Source organism: Zobellia barbeyronii (assembly GCF_018603515.1).
Classification (GTDB): domain Bacteria; phylum Bacteroidota; class Bacteroidia; order Flavobacteriales; family Flavobacteriaceae; genus Zobellia; species Zobellia barbeyronii.
This window is the reverse complement of the sequence record NZ_JACATN010000006.1, coordinates 87,002-105,843: the sequence shown is the minus strand read 5'-3', so window position 1 is coordinate 105,843 and position 18,842 is coordinate 87,002. Positions and strand designations below refer to the sequence as shown.

Genomic DNA, 18,842 nt, shown 5'->3' with positions numbered 1-18,842 from the left:
GATGGAAAAAATGATGCACTTAGCAGCACAATATTTAGCAGCTGCAGGAATAAGTTTTGTAGAGAAGAAAGCAGATGATAGCCATACTAATCTTGGATGGTCAATTGAAAAACAACGTTTAGAAACACACCCATTATCAAGAGAAGGAGATGTTCTTGCTTTAAACTATAATAACTTTTCTTTAGAATGGAATTCCCCTAAGAACAATGCTTCTTTTGCTTTAGATGGTAAAACCCATCAGCAGGTATTGGAGTGGTTAACGAATTCCGCAAATACGTTTTTGGGTAAGACATATAACTATGATTTTCATTACGACCTACCGTATTCAATTGATGATTCTTTCACCTTTATACTAGATGCATCTAAATTAAAGGAACTTGCAGATTTAAGAACTTTAACGCAGTCTGGTCTTGAAAGAACACTTGAGGTAAATGGTTTGTCATCAGACATTCGTATTTGGCCCCATCATTTTGATTCAGGTGCTTATGTTATTATTTCTGATGATTTGTCTATAGGCTTTGGTTTAGCTGTACCTGATACGATGATCAATGAACACTATTTTTATATCAGCGGATACAAAGGTCATAACGGTTTAGATACTTCTAAGTTTGATTCTCTTTCATTAGGTGAATGGAATAACGACGGATTTAAAGGAGCAGTTTTACCTGCTACAAAAATTAATGAAGAACAAGTGGTACAGTTTTTCACGGAAGCTATCAATACCTATAAAAAGTAAATATGCAAGTAACCAGTCTTTCGTTAGAAGCCTTTAAAGAGATGGATTATTGGGCGGTTGAAAAATACAACCTGTCCATTGAATTGATGATGGAAAATGCCGGGCTTCAACTAGCAAGATTAATCGCCAAAAAGGCAACTGAGACCTCTGTAATCACTATTGGCGTTGGTAATGGAAACAATGGTGGTGGCGGTTTAGTAGCTGCTCGCAGACTTGCTGCTTGGGGGTTTAACGTGAATTTGGACTTGGTAGTTCCTATTACCAAAGACCTGCCAAAAGCACAGTTAGAAAGAGCGTTGTTATTTGGAGTTAAAGAAGGTATTCCAGAAACAACGGATATTTGGGTAGATGCTTATTTAGGATTTTCTCAAAGATTGCCGTTGTCAGATGCATTTGTAAAAAGTATTGAATTAGCAAACGCATCATCGGCATTTAAAATATCATTGGACATTCCCGTTGGTATTTCTAAAGATGGTGAATTATCAGGGTTTAAAGCGAACCAGGTAATGACCTTGGCAGCTCCTAAAATTCTTTTAGAAAAATTACCAAACGGAGTAGAAGTATTTATGGCTGATTTGGGAATTCCAAAATCGGTTTATGAGCATTTCAATATTCAAATGCCTGATTTTAAAAAATACCAATTGATAAAAATTAAATAACCAGAAAAAAACCGACCCATGGAAAAGAAAGTAGTGTGGCATAAAGTGTTAGATAATAAAAAGAGATTGGCAGAAGGTCGTGTAATGACTGTTACTGCTGCTCATAAAGGTATTTGTTTAACACATTTTAAAGGCAAATTTTCTGCTCTAGATAATAAGTGTCCACACCAAGGTGGTCCTTTAGGCGAAGGTTCTATTGAAAATGGATTGTTACGTTGCCCGTGGCACGGTTGGGATTTTGACCCATGTACCGGTGTGCCGCCAGGTGGTTTTGATGATGGTATTGAAACTTTTCCAACAAAGGAAGAAGGCGATGAAATTTTTGTGGGTATTGAAGAGGAAGAGAAGCACGCAGAAACTATTTCTGATGTGATGATAGAAACCATGATAAATTGGGGCGTTGATACCGGTTTTGGCATGGTTGGTCATTCAAACTTAGGGGTTGCCGATGCCATGATGCGTCAAGAAGAAAAAGGAAATTTTAGATTTTACGGAATACGTCATGAAGGCGCTGCAGCATTTGCGGCATCTGCTTATGGTAAACTAATGGGGAAACCCGCAGTTTGCTTTGGTATTGCAGGTCCGGGTTCTACCAATATGTTTACCGGTATGTGGGATGCTAAGGTAGACCGTTCACCAATGCTGGCTATTTCTGGTCAGGTAAATACACAAGTACTTGGAACAGGTGCCTTTCAAGAGGTAGATTTGGTAGGTGCTTTTCAAACCGTAGCCAATTTTAACCATAGTGTACAACAAAACTCTAAGCATAGCGAGTTAATGAGCTTGGCGATTAAAAGCGCATTGATAAATAGAGATGTATCTCATATTACTTTCCCAGATGAGGTAGCCTTTATGCCAAAGCCAGAGAACGAAAAGGCACAGACTCCAGAAGATAGAATTACACCTTTTAATATTTCACCGCCAAGACAAATGGTAGCGAAAGCAGTAGGTATGATTACAGAATCTGAAAGACCTGCAATTATAGTAGGGCATGGCGCTCGATTTCAAATGGATGCTATAATCGCATTTGCTGAAAAATTAAACTGTCCGGTAATCACCACCTTTAAAGGAAAAGGACAAATTTCTGACCATCATGAATTAGGTTGTGGAGTACTAGGAAGAAGCGGAACGCCCATAGCTTCATGGTTTATGAACGAAAGTGATTTATTGATTGTCTTTGGAGCATCGTTTTCTAATCATACAGGTATTACGCCTAAAAAACCTATTATACAGGTAGATTATGACCCAGCAGCTTTAAGTAAATTTCATAAAGTTGATGCTGCCCTATGGGGAGAGATTTCTGAAACCTTGACCATTATAGAAGAACAAACCGAAGGAAAAATAAATACTGTAGATAGACGCCCAGAAATTGCAAAACGATGGGAGATATGGGAGGAAGAAAAAGCAAGTAGGCTGCAAGATGAAAGTACGGTTGGTCTAAGTTCAATTGCAGTATTTGATGCAATGAACAAAGTAGTGCCAGACAATGCGGTTATTGCCGTAGATGTTGGTAATAACACCTATTCTTTTGGTCGTTATTTTGAACCTAAAAATCAATCTGTATTAATGTCGGGTTACTTGGGTTCTATAGGTTTTGCATTGCCTGCGGCAATGGGCGCATGGGCTGCTCAAGGCAACGAAAGACCTATTTGGTCGGTCTCAGGTGATGGTGGCTTTGGTCAGTATTTAGGTGAAATGATGACTTTGGTGAAATACAATATGAACATCAAACATGTGCTTTTAAACAACTCAGAAATCGGTAAAATTTCAAAGGAGCAAAAAGCGGCTGAATTAGATGTTTGGAAAACTTCTTTACACAATGCAAATTTCGCAAAATATGCAGAGAATTGTGGGGCACTAGGTATCAGAGTAACTAAAATAGAAGAATTGATACCTGCTTTAGAAAAACTAAAAGCACACGATGGTCCGGCATTAATAGAAATAATCACTGATGCTAATTTGATTTAAAAAGAAATTCATGCTCCAATCGTTTAGTATCATATTCTTAATCGCTGCGTTTTTTAGTTACATCAACTATAAGTGGTTAAAGCTGCCATCAACCATCGGGTTAATGATTTTGGCTTTGGCATTAGTGGTCCTAATCACATTAACAAAAAATATATTTCCAGCATTTTATCTTTATTTCTGTGATTTAGTGATTAATACAGATTTTAAAAGTCTGTTAATGGACGGTATGTTGAGCTTTTTGCTTTTTGCGGGGTCTTTACACGTGAACATAGATGACCTGAAAAAAGAGCGAAAATCCATACTATTGTTTGCAACATTTGGAGTGCTTATTTCTACTACTATAGTTGGTTTTTTAACCTATTACCTTGCTCAATCTTTATCCATAGAATTACCACTTATACACGCCTTGCTTTTTGGAGCATTAATTTCACCAACAGACCCCATTGCTGTAATGGCTATTTTAAAAAAGGCAAATATTCAGAAAAGCTTAGGTGTTAAAATTGAGGGTGAATCTTTATTTAATGATGGTATTGGAGTCGTGGTATTTTCTGGTTTGCTAATTGTTGCGCGTTTAGATGAAAATAGCAATGAATCATTAAGTAGTAGTATTGGCGAACTATTTTTAATGGAAGCCGTTGGCGGAATTATCTATGGTTTGGTTTTAGGTTTTATAGGATATAGAGTTATTAAATCGATTAATGAAAATCCGCAACTAGCGGTTTTAATAAGTTTAGCCATTGTTATAGGCGGCTACGCAATAGCCTCAATACTTCATGTTTCTGGACCTTTGGCTATGGTGGTTTCGGGGATGGTCATTGGTAATAAAATTAATATAGCATCAAATAAAGGAATGACCCGGAAAATGCTGAATGAGATTTGGGAAGTTCTAGATGATGTTTTTAACGCTATTCTATTTGTTCTAATAGGGCTATCGATACACCTTCTCAAATTCGATTCATTATACCTTACCCTAGGTTTCTTGACAGTATTTGTGGTGCTTGTAGCTCGCTTTTTATCCGTATTATTACCGTATAGCTTACTTAAGCATGAAGAAAGTAAACCTATAAAAACAGTAGCAATTTTAACATGGGGAGGTTTGCGAGGTGGCATATCCATAGCGTTGGCACTTAGCCTGTCAGAAGACCTCTCTGCAGAAATAATACTGTATATAACCTATGTAGTAGTATTAGTTTCAGTATTCGTTCAAGGATTGAGCGTAGGCAAAGTAGCAAAGAAAATATATAGCTAGCTAAATTATTTAATGATGGACGAGTCAGAAAAAGTAATAAAAAAACAAGAAAAAGCAATTGATAAGCAATTGATTGCTGAATTGGGTATTGATAAAGAGAAGCTGAAAGAACTAAAGAAGAAACTTTCAAAAGTTGAACCTCGATCAGAACGTGGTGCAGAAACTTTGTTTCGTTTGGTATCTAAAAATCAGTATACTTTGAACGCGATGATCGATAGAAAATCGAATATTCTTATTTCCATCAACGCACTTATTCTATCTATCATCCTGGGAACCGTATTAAGTCAGTTAGATAAAGATCCACATCTTATATATCCGGCAATTATAATGTTGGGAACCAATCTCATATCTATAGCTTATGCAGTATTTGCTACTAGACCAGAACTTACACATGGAGATAGAAGCACCAATAACCTTTTGTTCTATGGTAATTTTAATACTATGAATGAAGAAGAGTACACAGAAGAACTTACAGGTCTAATGTACAAAGGAGACGAACTTTATAAGACCATTGCAAGGGATACTTTTCATTTGGGAAAGACTATAGATAGAAAGTTTAAACTACTTAGAACATCTTTTCATGTTTTCTTAGTAGGTATTATTTTGGCAGTAATAGGATTTATAGCTTGCCATATTATGTTTGCTATGTAGTCTTAATCTAATAGTTCAGTATTTGTATTAATTCTAAAACAACGCTCTTCTCCTAAATAAAGCGGGTTTCCATGTTTCTCGGACCAAAATCCGTCTAGAATATCTTTGCTGATGCACTGGTATACGGCAACGCCTTTATAAACATTTTGATCTTCACCAGAATATCTAAAGTTTATAACCAGAATATTATTCTTAAAGAATCCTGTGCCTGTCTGCTGTTGGTCTGTGCCAATAGTCCACATGGCAATTATTCTACTATTCTCATCCAAAGACAAAATCAGTTTTCCTTTGTAAGAATGCTGCTCGGCATCTTGGTTGCTTCCCATAATCGTGTATTCGCCAACCAACTCCTGAACCATCATATCATTTTCTTTGAAGCGCAAAACTATTGAAAATTTGGCGGGCTATTTTTATTCTTAAGAATTTACTTACTCATTTCATACAGAGCTCCACTCCTTTGTAGATATTTCAATATATTTAAGCTTGTATAACATTAAGTTATTTTTTAAATACGCTGATGAGCCAGGATAGCTTGTACAACGCGTATCAAATTAGTAATCCAACCTACTAATAAATATCTAGAGCGAATGAAAAACAACGTAATATCCTTAGTAGCGCTTTGCACATTTTTTATAGGCTGTAAAGAGAAAAAAATTGTGGGTCAAGTGCCGGACGTTATGGATAAAACTACATATAAAAATGTAGTTTTCATTTTGGTAGATGATTTGGGCTGGAAAGATTTAGCATGCTATGGTAGTTCGTTTTATGAGACCCCCAATATAGATAAGTTGGCCGCTCAAAGTAACTTGTTCACCAATGCCTACAGCCCCAATCCTGTTTGTTCACCCACTAGGGCGGCCATAATGACTGGTAAATACCCAACTAGGGTAGGGATAACTGACTGGATTCCCGGTTATGAAAGTAAAGATGCGATACTTAAAACTCCAGAAGACTTGTATGAATTGCCTTTGGAGGAAGTCACTTTTGCAGAGGTATTAAAGGAAGCAGATTATAAAACGTTTTTTGCTGGTAAATGGCATTTAGGTGATACCGGTTTTTTTCCGGAAGATCAAGGATTTGATATAAATAAAGGAGGTCATCATATGGGTCAACCACCAGGAGGTTATTATTCGCCCTATAAAAACCCGAAACTATCAGATGGTCCAAAAGGTGAATATTTAACGGACAGACTTACCAATGAATCTATGGCGTTTTTAGAGGAAAATAAAGACAACCCTTTTTTACTGTATCTGTCTTACTATACTGTTCATGGACCAATTCAGGCATCTAAAAAACATATAGCTAAATTCCAGGAAAAGAAACAAATCTTAAAAGATAGTGTGGCATTGTTAAAAAAAGAAGGGACAGGTCAAACGGTTATAAACCAGTACAATACATCCTATGCATCTATGTTGTATGCGCTAGACGAGAATGTTGGTAGACTTTTGGAAAAATTGGAAACCTTAGATTTAATGAAGAATACTTTAATAGTATTTACTTCAGATAATGGAGGGCTAACTACGCTTGTGGCTCATCGTACGGCACCAACTAGTGTAAGGCCACTAAGAGCAGGCAAGGGCTGGGCTTATGAAGGGGGTATTAGAATACCTCTTTTAATTAAGAAACCAGGTCAAAAGCAGGGAAATAGAATTGATGCTCCTGTCATTAGTATGGATATGTTCCCTACCATTTTAGATGAGTTGGATTTACCGCTCCAGTCTAATTTGCATCAAGATGGTGTTAGTCTTTCCTCATTATTAGATGGGAAAGAGAATAATGTTCATGAGAGTTTGTTTTGGGATTACCCCCATTATCACGGTAGTGGATGGACACCAGGTCAAGCAGTTAGGAAGGGAGATTGGAAACTCATTTATTTTTATGAGAATGACCTATATGAATTATATAATTTGAAAGAAGATATTTCGGAAGAGAACAATTTAGCAGACAGCCAACCTGAGAAATTAGAAGAGTTGAAAGAAGAGTTGAAGCATTATAATGAAATACTAGAGGCACCCAAGCCTACACGTAATTAAAATAGCTAGCTCATTTATAGAGCAGAATACTTTATACTAATAAATACCTATAAAAACTAAAGCAAGCCATTGAAAAAGGGCTTGCTTTTTAAAGTTTAGAGAACATAAGGTTTACTTTAGAATAACCTTATAACTAAATCAATTATGATTGGTAAAAAGGTAAGCTAAAGTATAAATGGGAAAAGTTATTTATAAGGTAAAAAAAGAAAGGCCGGCACAACAAATGTTTACCGACCAATCCTCCTAATTGAAAATACCAATCGAGGCATGTGGTATTTCCGCTTAACAACTAAATTATTTTGGGACAAAAAGATTTTAATCTAAACTATTTGTATTTAGGCGGTCTTTATAAAGGTCTATGGTTTTTCTAACGCTCTTGTATTTTTTCAATAAGAGTCTTGCTAAATCGGCATCAATATTTAGTTCATCCATAATCATTTTGACACCCCGTTCTACCAATTTTTTATTGGACAACTGCATGTCCACCATTTTGTTGCCTTTTACCTTTCCTAGTTGAATCATTATTGCCGTGGAAATCATGTTTAGAACCAATTTTTGAGCGGTACCGGCTTTCATTCTAGTGCTGCCTGTTACAAATTCAGGGCCTACTATTAATTCAATTGGGTAATCAGCTTCTATGGTTAATAGTGAATTTTCATTGCATGAAATACCACCTGTAATAAGGCCTTTTTCTTTAGCCTTCTTTATCCCGCCAACTACATAAGGTGTAGAGCCGGATGCAGCTATACCTAGTAGCACATCGTTTTCACATATTTCAAATTTCTTTAAGTCTTTCCACGCTTGGTTTGCATCATCTTCGGCATTCTCTACGGCTTTTCTAAGGGCGATATCTCCACCTGCTATGAGGCCAATAATATGGTCATCGGTAACACCAAAAGTTGGAGGGCATTCAGAAGCATCTAGAACACCTAGTCTGCCGCTTGTGCCAGCACCTATATAGAATAATCTTCCTCCAAGTTCCATTTTAGGAACTACTGCAGTCACAAAGTCACTAATTTGTGGAAGAGCCTTTTCTATAGCTAAGGGAACGGTCTTGTCTTCAGCATTAATACTACTGAGCAGTTCCAATACGTCCATCTTTTCTAGATTGTTATATTTAGAGGGTTGTTCAGTGATGGGGTTACTCATTTTCTTTTATTTTTTTATGAATTAATAGTAGTCCTATAATTGTTATAGCTGCGTTTACGGCTATGTTTATAAATCCAAAATCAAATTGAAATCTATTTTTAAAATAGAGACCCAAGAAATAGGTTGCAATAGGAGCAAAGACGCAAACTACAGGTACCCATTTATCTCTTACGGAGATTTTGGTGAACATACCAAAAAGGTACAAGCCCAAAAGTGGTCCATACGTATAGCCTGCTACCTTAAAAATCAGAGAAATAACATCACCTTCGCTACTGGCAAACATCATGATTATAACAAAAATGACACATGAAAATCCAATTAAAACTAGATTTTTCAGCTTCTTTTTTACTGCACTTGGTTTATGCTCTATATCAAGAAAATCATAAGTAAACGAGGTGGTAAGTGCTGTAAGAGCAGAGTCTACGCTAGAGAACGAGGCTGCTATAATACCCAATATAAAAAAGACACCAGCTAGTACTCCAAGATGGTTCAAGGCTAAATTTGGAAATAAGGTGTCAGTACCTATGAGTTGACCGTTATCGCCTATTTCTAAAGCTACGCCCATATCTTGAGCATAGATGTACATTAAGACACCTAGCCCCATAAAAAGAAACTGGGTTACGGCCAGAATTAGACTATAGGTGAGGGTGTTCTTTTGAGCGTCCCAAACGTTTTTGCATGTTAAGGTCTTTTGCATCATATTTTGGTCTAGACCAATCATGGCTATAGCTACCAAAATGCCTGCAATAAATTGTTTATAGAAATTGTTTCCTGAATTAGCGTTCCAGTCAAATATTTTAAAATAACGATTGTTCCCAACACTTTCAATGGCCTCTGATACGCTAAGGTTTAAAGAAGTTGTTATGGTATAAATTGTAATTACAGCACCAAGAATTAGAAAAACGGTTTGCATGGTATCTGTCCATACAATTGTTTTTATTCCTGATTTGTTGGTGTAAAGCCACACCAGTATGAGTATAAAAATAACGGTTAGAAAAAACGGAACTTCAAAGTGATCAAAAACGGCAAATTGTAGGATTTTTGCGGCGAGCAATAGTCGTAAAGCGGCGCCAAAAGATTGGGATATTAGAAAAAATAGCGATCCAGTTTTATAGGTTTTGTTTCCAAACCTCTCATTGAGGTAGGAATATATGGAAACAAGTTTAAGACGATAGTATAGTGGTGTTAGTACAAAAGTAATAAAGAGGTAACCCACAACATTACCCAGTATAAATTGGTAAAAATGAAAGTTGTTGTTGCCTACCATTCCTGGCAGGGAAACAAATGTAACCCCGGACAGTCCGGCACCTACCATACCAAATGCAACCAAATACCAAGGCGATTTTCTGTCACCGGTAAAATAGGTCTCATCACTCGCATTTCTGGAGGTGAAATAAGATATTGCCATTAAAATAGAGAAGTAGATGGCAATGATTACTAAGATTAGCGTAGGGCTCAAAAAGTGTAGACTTTTAAATTAAGAAAGTAGAAGTAAGGTGCTGCTTCACTAGTATATGGCAGTGAAATAAGTTTAAAAAATGGGGCAGCATTTACGCTGCCCCTGTTGTTTAACAAAACAATCAATAGTCTATAGTGCTGGATTAGCAGGTGTATTTGTATTGTTATCCCTTTCCGCATTGGGGTAAGGATAATAATTACGATTTCTTTCTGCATCCGCATCAGCGGGACCAGGTCTTTGGAATCTTCTATTGTCTTCAAGAGATAAACCGGTCAAATAAAGTTCAACCCTTCTGTTTTTATAGATTTCATCTAAAATATCATCTTGTACAATGGGGCCTGTATATTCAGGAAGGTTTGCACCTAAGCCATAAATGTCCGTTGTTGCTGTTTTTGTCAAAACGGTATTTAGTTCGGTTACCGCATTGGCAAGCTCATTATTCCGCGCATACGCCTCCGCTTTGATCAAAAGAATTTCACCGGGTAAATACACGGGTATTTCACTTAGGTTATCACTCCAGAAACCAACTACTTGGTAATTTGGGGTTTCAGCTTCTAAATCATCTGCAGTAATGTAGAAAGGAACACGGGCATCGTTTTCATCAGGTAATAGATCTGATGGTAATCCAAATGTTAAATCCTTGGCCTGCGTTACGTTTTGTGACCCGAACCAAAATGCTAATGGATTTGGAATGGAAGCATCATAAACCCAAGTAGATTTAACGGAAAGGTCAACGGCATTGGCCGCTGTTATTGCGGCATCATAGTTACCCGCCATTAAATTAAATCTGGCTAACATAGCGTTTACCGAATTCTCAAGGTCAACGGAGTTGAAGATATCCGAAGTTACGGCAGTATCCAATCCAGCAGCTATATAACCTTTTGCTTCGTTCAAGTCTGCAATGGCACTTTGTAATACGGCAGCTCGGTCTTCAAAGGTGGCATTTTCGATAACTTCTAACGGAATACTTTCAAAAAACTGAATTAAAGCTCCGTGAGCCAAGGCTCTATAGAAAAGACCATAAGCCTTTAAAGAACCCGAAGCAGAGGCGCTATCACTTGCATCATCGGCAGCATCGATCACTGTAGTTGCCTCTTTTCGGGTTAACATTGCATTTGTCCACATGTTGATTAAAACCTCATTTCCTCCGTTTACATCATCACCACCAAGCAAAATTTCGTTTTCACCTAGGTTTCCTGGGTTTAATAGTCTCAATTCGTCGGTATTCAAACCTGCAATATGGGTGTAATTGTAAATTATACCTGCACGGTCTGTACTCCATCTTTGTTGAACTCCATTTATCAACATCACCAAATTATCAACGTTATTGGTCACATCGGGCTCTAGAGTAGAATTGGGGTCTAAATATTCGGTATCACAAGATGATGCAACGATCATTAGTGCGATAGCCATAAGTTTTAGTATATTTTTCATATCCGTTTTTTTAGAAGTTAGCACTTAATGATAATGAGATGGTCATAGGAATAGGAACGTTACCGAAGTTTACAGATCGGAGTAAGTTAGATTGCCCACCAGCATTGGTCTCAGGGTCATAACTGAAGAACTTGTCAAACGATATCAAGTTACGTCCGATCAAAGAGAGCTTTACATTCTCTAATGTGGAATTGAAAAGTTCTGGAAACTCATATCCTAAAGAAACTTCACGAAGTTTAACGAAAGACCCGTCTTCCATTCTGAATTCTTCAATAGGGTAAACACCGGCAATGTAACCTCTTGGTAACTCGCCGCTAAGTTCTTGTTCTGCCAATTGTCCTAAACCAACACCTTGTCTGGTTCTTTTATCGGCATCGAATACGTCAAAACCTTGTACGGCTTCCCATAGCATACTGAACGAGAAGTTTTTGTAAGCAAGGTCTGTTCCAACACCAAGAATATAGTCAGGGTTAGGGTCACCAATAACTTTTCTTAGAACATCTCCAGTAGGTTGGCCATTGGCATCACGCTTTGCTGTTCCTGTTACTAAATCTCCTCTTTCTGGTTGTGGAACCCCTTCTGGACTTCCATCTGTAGAACCACCTGTTAAAAGCAATTGTCCGCTATCATCTTTGGCGTAATACGTACCGTAGAAAACACCCAAAGCTTCACCTTCTTTTACTACAGGAGGTGCACCGGTTAAACTTGCAATAGTAATATCTCCACCAATGGTTTGTAAAACTTTGTTCTTGTTGCTACTAAAGTTGAAGTTTAAGTCCCAAGTAAGATCATCCGTTTTCACGGGAGTAACTCTTGCGTATAATTCAATACCGTTGTTACGCATGGTTCCAACGTTTTCAGTTCTTGAAGAACCACCTACTGAGGGAGCCAATACACGACCTACAATTAAATCTTCTATATTCTGACGGTAATATGTGAACAATAAGGAAGCTCTATTGTTGAAGAAACTTAAATCCGTACCTATTTCAAATTCTTTGGTACGCTCTGGTTTTAAACCTTCGTTACCCAATCTATTGTTTTGTTGTAGGGTAGAGGACCCTAAGAAATCATTAGAACTATAGCTTCCAAATCTTTCGTATGGACTAATAGCGGTTAAGTTACCTGCTTCACCATAAGAAGCTCTTAATCTAGCGGAGTTAATGAAACTGTCGTTATTCCAAAAAGATTCGTTAGATAGTACGTACGATCCAGAAATTTTAGGATAGAAATTAGACCTTTCATCCACATCAAAATTGGTAGCGCCATCTATTCTTCCGGCTAGGGTCAAGAATAACTTGTTATCCCAAGACAAGGTCTCTTGTAGAAAGAATCCGTAGATGTCAAGATTGGTATCAATAGGCTGAGTATATAAAGGAATAGTAGGGGTATTATTTGCATCTAGACCTCTTCCTTGGTTACCTTCAAAAGATAGCTCACTGGATTGAAAACTATAACCTGCGGTTGTAACCGAGTTTAATTTGTCCGAGATATCTATATTGTAATTGGCGTTGATGTCATAGTTCCAATTAAAAATTTTAGCTTCTGCATCACCTAAATAACCATCGTCAAAATAAGCTGGGTTAACGTTGGCATAAGGGTAAATAGGAATATCTATGTGCCCCTTTTGGTTATATGTATCTACACCAATAATCTGGTCTATCGTTAGGTTTTCGATAGGATTTATTTTTAAATGCAGGTTAGGTATAAAGTGATTTACATTTTGTGTAATATCAAAAGACTCAATAATAGTAAGCGGATTGACACGTGTGTTTTCTACCGCCATTAAATTACCGTTTGCATCTCTTTGAGTAATATCAAAAGTATTATTGGTAATGTTGATTGAGTTGATAGGGCTCCAGAAAACGTTTCCATCCGGTTTCTCATCAGACTTACTGTTCGCGTAGTAAAGGCCAAGGTCATAAGAAATCCAATCTGCTATTTTGTGGTTGAATTTTAGTCTTGCAGAGAAACGGTTAAATTGAGTATTCTTAACGATACCCTCATTACTAAGGTATCCTACTGATGCCATATAGTTCATTTTCTCATTACCACCTTTGGCAGAGAAATAAGTGTCGCTACCAAACCCAGTCTGAAAAATTTCGTCTTGGTAATCGTATCGCGTGGTTTCAAACTTATTGGTAGATAAGTTTCTATAGGTAGTTAATGCATTTCCGTCATTTGGGTCAAAACCGAAGATAGGCCAAAGTCTACCTGATAAGTCACTATTTGGGACGGTTTCAAATTCTTCACCTCTTAAATTCAGGTCAAGTTTCTTTCTAATTGTACTTACATTAAATGTAGATTTTACGTAAAACTCAGGTCCATCTTCATAGTTACCACCTTTTTTAGTCGTAATAACTACCACACCGTTAGAAGCTCTTGATCCGTAAATTGCCGCCGCTGCTGCACCGTTTAATATATTGATGTTTTCAATATCATTTGGGTTGATGTCTACCATTCTATTTTGACCGGGAGAGGCATCACCACTAGCAATATTTAAGTTGGTAACGTTAGTGGTAAGGTTGCTGGTAATAACCCCATCAACAACATAAAGAGGTTCTGATGAACCTTTAATGGTACTAGGACCTCTTAAGCGGATTGAAAACCCACCGGCCGGATCACCAGAGTTCTGTGTAATCTGGGCACCGGGAACTTTACCTTGTAAGGAAGAGGTAATGTTTACAGGTGCTGCTTTTACTAATTCGGCAGATTTTACCGTAGTAATAGCGTTACCCAATTTTTTTCTAGACTGAGTAATGGAAGAACCTACTAGAATGACTTCATCCAAGGCATTGGAATCTTCATTTAGGGTAACATTAAAAACCTGGTCGTCTCCGGTTAGGATGGTTTCAAATGTTTTATAACCAATATAGCTAATAGCTAAGGTTTTTCCGGAAACATCACTTACTTCCATACTAAAGTTTCCATCAAAGTCAGAAGAACTTCCAGTTGTGGTGCCTTTGATTAAAATACTAGCACCAGGTAAAGGGAAGCCATCTTCGGCCAGAACCGTTCCTGAGAGTGTAGTTGATTGTGCAAATGAGCTCAGCGAGAAAAAAGCCAGCAGAAGCGCAGATAGCAGTTGATACATTTTTGTCATAATAGAATCTTTAGCTTGTTGTTTGAGCAAACCTAGCAGAATAATATAGTATTTGCAATTTATTATTGCATAAAAACAGCAAAATAGGGATGTTTATCTGATTTTAATAAAAATCACATATTATATGCAATATTTCATTGCATTTGATGCGTATTTATTCTTAATTTGATATTATTGCAGAAATTAAAGTATTAGAGTTTGAGAAAAAGTGAAAGACATCAGGTTATATTAGAGGAAGTACATTTGCACAACAGGGTGCTTCTAACCGACTTAGCCGGAATATTAAATGTATCTATGGATACAGTGAGAAGAGACGTAAAAGAACTAGATGAACTTAGTAGATTACGAAAGGTTCATGGAGGTGCAGTCTCAAACGGCTTCAATATTTATACAGACCAATCAGGAGAAATATTTCAACAAGACAGTAAAGTAAGAATTGCTAAGAAGGGGATTTCTTTGTTGAAGGATGGCGATGTAATTCTTATTAGTGGGGGGTCAACGAATTTAGAATTAGCAAAGCTAATTCCAGCAAAAATGAACCTCACCATATTTACGCCAAGCTTGCCTATGGCTATAGAACTAATCAATAATATGTCTCCGCGTCATGAGGTTTATTTAATTGGCGGTAAACTATCCAAAGAGTCTCAGCTCGTTACAGGTGGGGAGTCCATAAATAGCCTGTCTGATATTACAGCAGATATTTGCTTTTTGGGAACTGGGTATATTGATTATTCAAAAGGTATTACGGAAACCGATTGGGAGATAGCACAAATGAAGAGAGCTATGATAAAAGCTTCAAAACGTTTGGTAGCCCTTACCATAAGTAAAAAACTCAACACCGTAAATAGGTATAAGATATGTGATATTAATACGCTGCATGCCTTAGTTACGGAACTTGAACCAGATGCAGATTTGCTAAGGCCGTATCATGATAATGGAGTAGAGTTGATTTAGCAAAAGACGACACCTAAAATTTAAAAAAGACTGCGGCAAACATTTCCAGGCTATGGTTTTACGGTTTATCATCTTTTAAAATTTTAATAATCAGCAATCAGCTTGGTTAATTGTTCTTTTAGTAGTTTCTCTGTATATATGCAATAAGTATAAACAAAAGCAAGCCCTTTTTCAAGGGCTTGCTTTTAAAGTTTAGAGAACATAAGGTTTACTTTATATAACCTTATTATTAAATCAATTATGGTTGGTAAGAAGGTAACTCAACTACATAAGATTCAACAGATTTACCATCTTCACTACCACTCCAGTCAGAACCAAAAAGAACACGGGTTCCTGTAGGGCTAATAACGGCATGAGGTTCACCCCAGTAATCAAACTGATCTTCATCAGCTCTGTGGTGTCCAATTCTGTATACTTCTACGTTGCCTGGTTCAACTCTTGCTATAACCAATTCTTGATCTAGAAGTTTTACGCCGTCTTGTTCAAAACCTATCATAGAAGCAGCAATCCATCCCGGATTTTTATGAGCTACGGCAGAAATATGTGTACCGCTCTTTGGGTAATCATATCCTAAATCTTCAGAGATTACAGGCAAACAGTCACCTGTGTTTAAGTCATAAGCAACAATATTTCCTAAACATCCACCTTTAGGACCACCGTTAAATGTTACTGTAAAATCGGCATCAGTTCCATTCGCCATTTTACCTAAAGAAGAATGTTCTGGTTTCTGTTTGTTAAGTCTTGTTACAAGGTCACCGTTGGTATCGTACGAAGATACATTGTGATAAAAAAGATCACCACTTGGTGCAGGCATAGCAGCGGTATAGTTTACGTCATCAATATTAAAAGTAGTTAACTTTTGAGTTGAAAAACGATAAGCGTAGGCAGTATTGTTTTCACAACGAAATCCTATTACATCATTATCCCAAGATGGCATCTGAACATCGTTGCCCATACTTAGACCACCTGTACAGTTGGTTATCTCTCTTAGATTAACTAAAATTTCTTTATTGCCAGATGATACGGTGTATTTAATATAGTCATCCGTTCTTTTGTCTAGATAATAAAGAATGTCCGCTTGATTGAAATCCCAGTATAATTGTTCTATATCATCTGGTAGGATATCATCAAGGTTTCTAATAAAAGCATAAGTCTTACCATTTAATAATTGATGTACACCATTTGTCTGGTCGTACAAAATCATTCGGGTTTCATCGGCGTTCCATGCTTGAACGGTACTATACATTGGTTTTGTAACCGTACCATCGCCACCATTAGAAATTCTACGGATAATTGTTCCGAAGGAAGGATCTACTATGGTTTTTAGATACTCGGGTTTTGCAACATCTTGCATTGGATGAGGCTCTAGATCATTTGCTGTAAGTTCTGTAGCAATATCTACAGTAACTACATTTTCATCAGGGGTTACTTCTTCTTCCTCAGTGTTCTCTTCTTCGGGAGTCTCGGATTCCTGTTCTTCAGAATCGTTATCTGGAATTAAATTTAAGTTGTCACTGGTACAGCTCATAACGCTTAAACCAATGCCAAAAAACAATAGGTACATTTTCACTTTGTTCATAAGATATAAATTTCGGGGTTTAAAGATGTACGAATAAACTGAGGATGTGGTTGTTGTATTCTTTAATTTTAACAAGTTTGTTTATGAATAAGTAGCTTTTCTTCTATAGCTCTTAAATCATCCAGTAGTGTAGAATAGTACTGATATATGGTGAAAGGGAATTTTTTTAAAGAGAAAATCTAGGATTAAAAAAAGTTTAAAAAAAATTAAGGAATACGCTTAAATTTTTTAAAAACGTCCTCGAATAAAATAAAAAAATTAATTATTGAATCATTCTAAATGAAGAAATAGGATGCCTAAAATTACTGTTGAATGATATCTTTCTTAAATGTTTTTGGAGGGGGTTTATATGTAAATCACCTCATTATTTTCTTACAAATATTGGCAGTATCTGAGATTTGAGTAAATTACCTGTGAAATCGAAATATGTGCAATTATATATATCCGTACGTTACCTGCAAGCCAAAAAAAACATTCAAATAGGAATTGAATGATAAAAAAGAAAAAGATAATTGGAATTTGTGCAAGTGCGAGTCGGAATTCTGCAAATCTGTTAATTCTCAAGTGGATAGCAGAATCAAATAAATCCGATTTCAATTTGGAGATTATAGATGATTTGACTGAATTACCACATTTTAAAACTGAACTGACTGACAAAAATATACCTAAACAAATTCTTGACTTTAGGAATAAAATTGAAAATGCAGACGGAATTATAATTTGCACACCTGAATATGTTTTCAGTATTCCTAGTGGTTTAAAAAATATGATTGAATGGTGTGTATCGACAACTGTTTTCTCTGACAAACCAATTGGACTTATAACTACTTCGGCAAGCGGAGAAAAAGGACACATAGAGCTAAAATTGATTATGGAAACTATTCAAACAAAATTTACAGACGAAACAACTCTTTTAATTCAAGGAGTAAAAGGAAAAGTAGGGAAAGACGGTAAAATATTGGATAACAATACAGAAATTGAATTGAAAATATTAGTACAGAATTTAAACAAATTGACGGAAAATCTAGCAGGTAAAAAATGTATAAAAGAACAAAACAATAAGCTTTAGCTTATTGTGTAAATAGAAACCAATTTTTTTTGTTCGCAATACCATTGACTCAAGCATTAGCATTATTATGAAACAAACAGACGAAGGAATAATAAAGAATTTTTACGAAGTAAGAATTGAAGAATTACAAACTTTAATTACAATAAGCTATATTATATCAGTTGCAATTGGAATGTTATTTTCGTTTCAAAAGTATAATCGATTTGGAATTAATATTTTTGATTATGCAGACGTTTTTGATTTTTTAATCACCCCTTTTTCTGATTTCAAAGTTCTGTTATTTTCTTTTGGCTCTATATTAATGGGATTGCTTATAATAAAATTTGATATTTATTGGCTAAAAAAGCATCCTGAATCTTACTCAAAGATTAACATGGGAATGTATAAGAAAGAATGGTTTAATCCTGTTAGATACACTTTTTATACTGTTATGCTTTTAAGTTATCTTTTCGTTGCTTCAAATGGATATGGGAATTCAGCTAAAAAACAAATCGAAACTAACAGTGAAATGATTGGAGTGAAATTTAATGATGGGGATACAAAAAGAGGAATACTTATAGGAAAAACCAGTGAATATCTTTTTTTAAAAACAGAAGGGGAAATCACAGCAATTCCAATCAGATCAATGGTAAAAGAAATTGAAATAAAATAAAGTTTTTATCAATGCCTAATATACAAAAACCTTTTTCCAGTTAATTAAAATTAAGAGCCACTTATTTTATCGTTCAAAAATAATTATAGCAGCAACAAAAAGCCCCACCATTTCTGGTAGGGCTTTTTCATTATGACATCTAAAATCTAA

At 36.2% G+C, this 18,842-nt stretch carries 15 protein-coding genes; 9 read left to right on the top strand and 6 right to left on the bottom strand.

The annotated features are described in order from the left end of the window. The first annotated feature begins 1 nt into the window (after nucleotide 1). From HW347_RS17985 to HW347_RS17965, 5 genes are read left to right on the top strand one after another with little or no spacing between them, the layout of a single operon-like run. Nucleotides 2–736 carry a hypothetical protein gene (locus HW347_RS17985; protein WP_214613132.1) on the top strand — a complete coding sequence of 245 codons (735 nt, stop codon included), beginning with the start codon at nucleotides 2–4 and terminating at the stop codon, nucleotides 734–736. A 2-nt stretch (nucleotides 737–738) separates the two neighbouring features. Further along, on the top strand, nucleotides 739–1,395 hold the full coding sequence (locus tag HW347_RS17980; RefSeq protein WP_214613131.1) for an NAD(P)H-hydrate epimerase: 657 nt from the start codon (nucleotides 739–741) through the stop codon (nucleotides 1,393–1,395). Nucleotides 1,396–1,413: 18 nt separating this feature from the next. Then, nucleotides 1,414–3,363 (top strand): thiamine pyrophosphate-dependent enzyme, encoded by a 1,950-nt coding sequence (locus HW347_RS17975; RefSeq protein WP_214613130.1) that lies wholly within the window; start codon nucleotides 1,414–1,416, stop codon nucleotides 3,361–3,363. A gap of 10 nt (nucleotides 3,364–3,373) precedes the next feature. Continuing rightward, nucleotides 3,374–4,612 carry a cation:proton antiporter gene (locus HW347_RS17970; RefSeq protein WP_214613129.1) on the top strand — a complete coding sequence of 413 codons (1,239 nt, stop codon included), beginning with the start codon at nucleotides 3,374–3,376 and terminating at the stop codon, nucleotides 4,610–4,612. A gap of 12 nt (nucleotides 4,613–4,624) precedes the next feature. Then, entirely contained in the window at nucleotides 4,625–5,263 is a 639-nt protein-coding gene (locus HW347_RS17965; RefSeq protein ID WP_214613128.1) for a Pycsar system effector family protein, read from the top strand. 2 nt (nucleotides 5,264–5,265) lie between these two features. Here HW347_RS17965 and HW347_RS17960 read toward each other — a convergent pair whose 3' ends face one another. Beyond that, on the bottom strand, nucleotides 5,266–5,625 hold the full coding sequence (locus HW347_RS17960; RefSeq protein WP_214613278.1) for a hypothetical protein: 360 nt from the start codon (nucleotides 5,623–5,625) through the stop codon (nucleotides 5,266–5,268). Nucleotides 5,626–5,850: 225 nt separating this feature from the next. On the opposite strand from HW347_RS17960, the gene HW347_RS17955 reads away from it, so the two are divergent. Continuing rightward, nucleotides 5,851–7,296, top strand: coding sequence for a sulfatase (locus HW347_RS17955; RefSeq protein WP_214613127.1), 1,446 nt, complete (start codon nucleotides 5,851–5,853; stop codon nucleotides 7,294–7,296). Between the two features lie 315 nt (nucleotides 7,297–7,611). Here the strand turns inward: HW347_RS17955 and murQ are convergent, their stop codons facing one another. The 4 genes from murQ to HW347_RS17935 form a co-directional block, all read right to left on the bottom strand. Next, nucleotides 7,612–8,445 carry an N-acetylmuramic acid 6-phosphate etherase gene (gene murQ, locus HW347_RS17950; protein ID WP_214613126.1) on the bottom strand — a complete coding sequence of 278 codons (834 nt, stop codon included), beginning with the start codon at nucleotides 8,443–8,445 and terminating at the stop codon, nucleotides 7,612–7,614. Beyond that, nucleotides 8,438–9,904, bottom strand: coding sequence for a sodium:solute symporter (locus HW347_RS17945; protein WP_214613125.1), 1,467 nt, complete (start codon nucleotides 9,902–9,904; stop codon nucleotides 8,438–8,440). Before HW347_RS17945 ends, murQ begins: the two co-directional genes overlap by 8 nt. A gap of 129 nt (nucleotides 9,905–10,033) precedes the next feature. Then, a complete protein-coding gene (locus HW347_RS17940) occupies nucleotides 10,034–11,338 on the bottom strand; it encodes a RagB/SusD family nutrient uptake outer membrane protein (RefSeq protein WP_214613124.1) in 1,305 nt (434 codons plus the stop codon). A 10-nt stretch (nucleotides 11,339–11,348) separates the two neighbouring features. Then, nucleotides 11,349–14,438, bottom strand: coding sequence for a SusC/RagA family TonB-linked outer membrane protein (locus HW347_RS17935; protein WP_214613123.1), 3,090 nt, complete (start codon nucleotides 14,436–14,438; stop codon nucleotides 11,349–11,351). Nucleotides 14,439–14,636: 198 nt separating this feature from the next. On the opposite strand from HW347_RS17935, the gene HW347_RS17930 reads away from it, so the two are divergent. Then, a complete protein-coding gene (locus tag HW347_RS17930) occupies nucleotides 14,637–15,392 on the top strand; it encodes a DeoR/GlpR family DNA-binding transcription regulator (protein WP_214613122.1) in 756 nt (251 codons plus the stop codon). A 238-nt stretch (nucleotides 15,393–15,630) separates the two neighbouring features. On the opposite strand, the gene HW347_RS17925 is transcribed toward HW347_RS17930, so the two are convergent. Further along, nucleotides 15,631–16,971 (bottom strand): hypothetical protein, encoded by a 1,341-nt coding sequence (locus tag HW347_RS17925; RefSeq protein ID WP_214613121.1) that lies wholly within the window; start codon nucleotides 16,969–16,971, stop codon nucleotides 15,631–15,633. A 490-nt stretch (nucleotides 16,972–17,461) separates the two neighbouring features. On the opposite strand from HW347_RS17925, the gene HW347_RS17920 reads away from it, so the two are divergent. Both HW347_RS17920 and HW347_RS17915 read left to right on the top strand, forming a co-directional pair. Continuing rightward, entirely contained in the window at nucleotides 17,462–18,040 is a 579-nt protein-coding gene (locus HW347_RS17920) for an NADPH-dependent FMN reductase (RefSeq protein ID WP_214613120.1), read from the top strand. Nucleotides 18,041–18,107: 67 nt separating this feature from the next. Then, nucleotides 18,108–18,692 carry a hypothetical protein gene (locus tag HW347_RS17915; RefSeq protein WP_214613119.1) on the top strand — a complete coding sequence of 195 codons (585 nt, stop codon included), beginning with the start codon at nucleotides 18,108–18,110 and terminating at the stop codon, nucleotides 18,690–18,692. The last annotated feature ends 150 nt before the right edge of the window (nucleotides 18,693–18,842 follow it).

Coding starts and splice junctions, on each gene's coding strand:
- HW347_RS17985 (WP_214613132.1), top strand. CDS start 2: ATGGAAAAAATGATGCACTTAGCAGCACAATATTTAGCAGCTGCAGGA.
- HW347_RS17980 (WP_214613131.1), top strand. CDS start 739: ATGCAAGTAACCAGTCTTTCGTTAGAAGCCTTTAAAGAGATGGATTAT.
- HW347_RS17975 (WP_214613130.1), top strand. CDS start 1,414: ATGGAAAAGAAAGTAGTGTGGCATAAAGTGTTAGATAATAAAAAGAGA.
- HW347_RS17970 (WP_214613129.1), top strand. CDS start 3,374: ATGCTCCAATCGTTTAGTATCATATTCTTAATCGCTGCGTTTTTTAGT.
- HW347_RS17965 (WP_214613128.1), top strand. CDS start 4,625: ATGATGGACGAGTCAGAAAAAGTAATAAAAAAACAAGAAAAAGCAATT.
- HW347_RS17960 (WP_214613278.1), bottom strand. CDS start 5,625: ATGATGGTTCAGGAGTTGGTTGGCGAATACACGATTATGGGAAGCAAC.
- HW347_RS17955 (WP_214613127.1), top strand. CDS start 5,851: ATGAAAAACAACGTAATATCCTTAGTAGCGCTTTGCACATTTTTTATA.
- murQ (WP_214613126.1), bottom strand. CDS start 8,445: ATGAGTAACCCCATCACTGAACAACCCTCTAAATATAACAATCTAGAA.
- HW347_RS17940 (WP_214613124.1), bottom strand. CDS start 11,338: ATGAAAAATATACTAAAACTTATGGCTATCGCACTAATGATCGTTGCA.
- HW347_RS17935 (WP_214613123.1), bottom strand. CDS start 14,438: ATGACAAAAATGTATCAACTGCTATCTGCGCTTCTGCTGGCTTTTTTC.
- HW347_RS17925 (WP_214613121.1), bottom strand. CDS start 16,971: ATGAACAAAGTGAAAATGTACCTATTGTTTTTTGGCATTGGTTTAAGC.
- HW347_RS17920 (WP_214613120.1), top strand. CDS start 17,462: ATGATAAAAAAGAAAAAGATAATTGGAATTTGTGCAAGTGCGAGTCGG.
- HW347_RS17915 (WP_214613119.1), top strand. CDS start 18,108: ATGAAACAAACAGACGAAGGAATAATAAAGAATTTTTACGAAGTAAGA.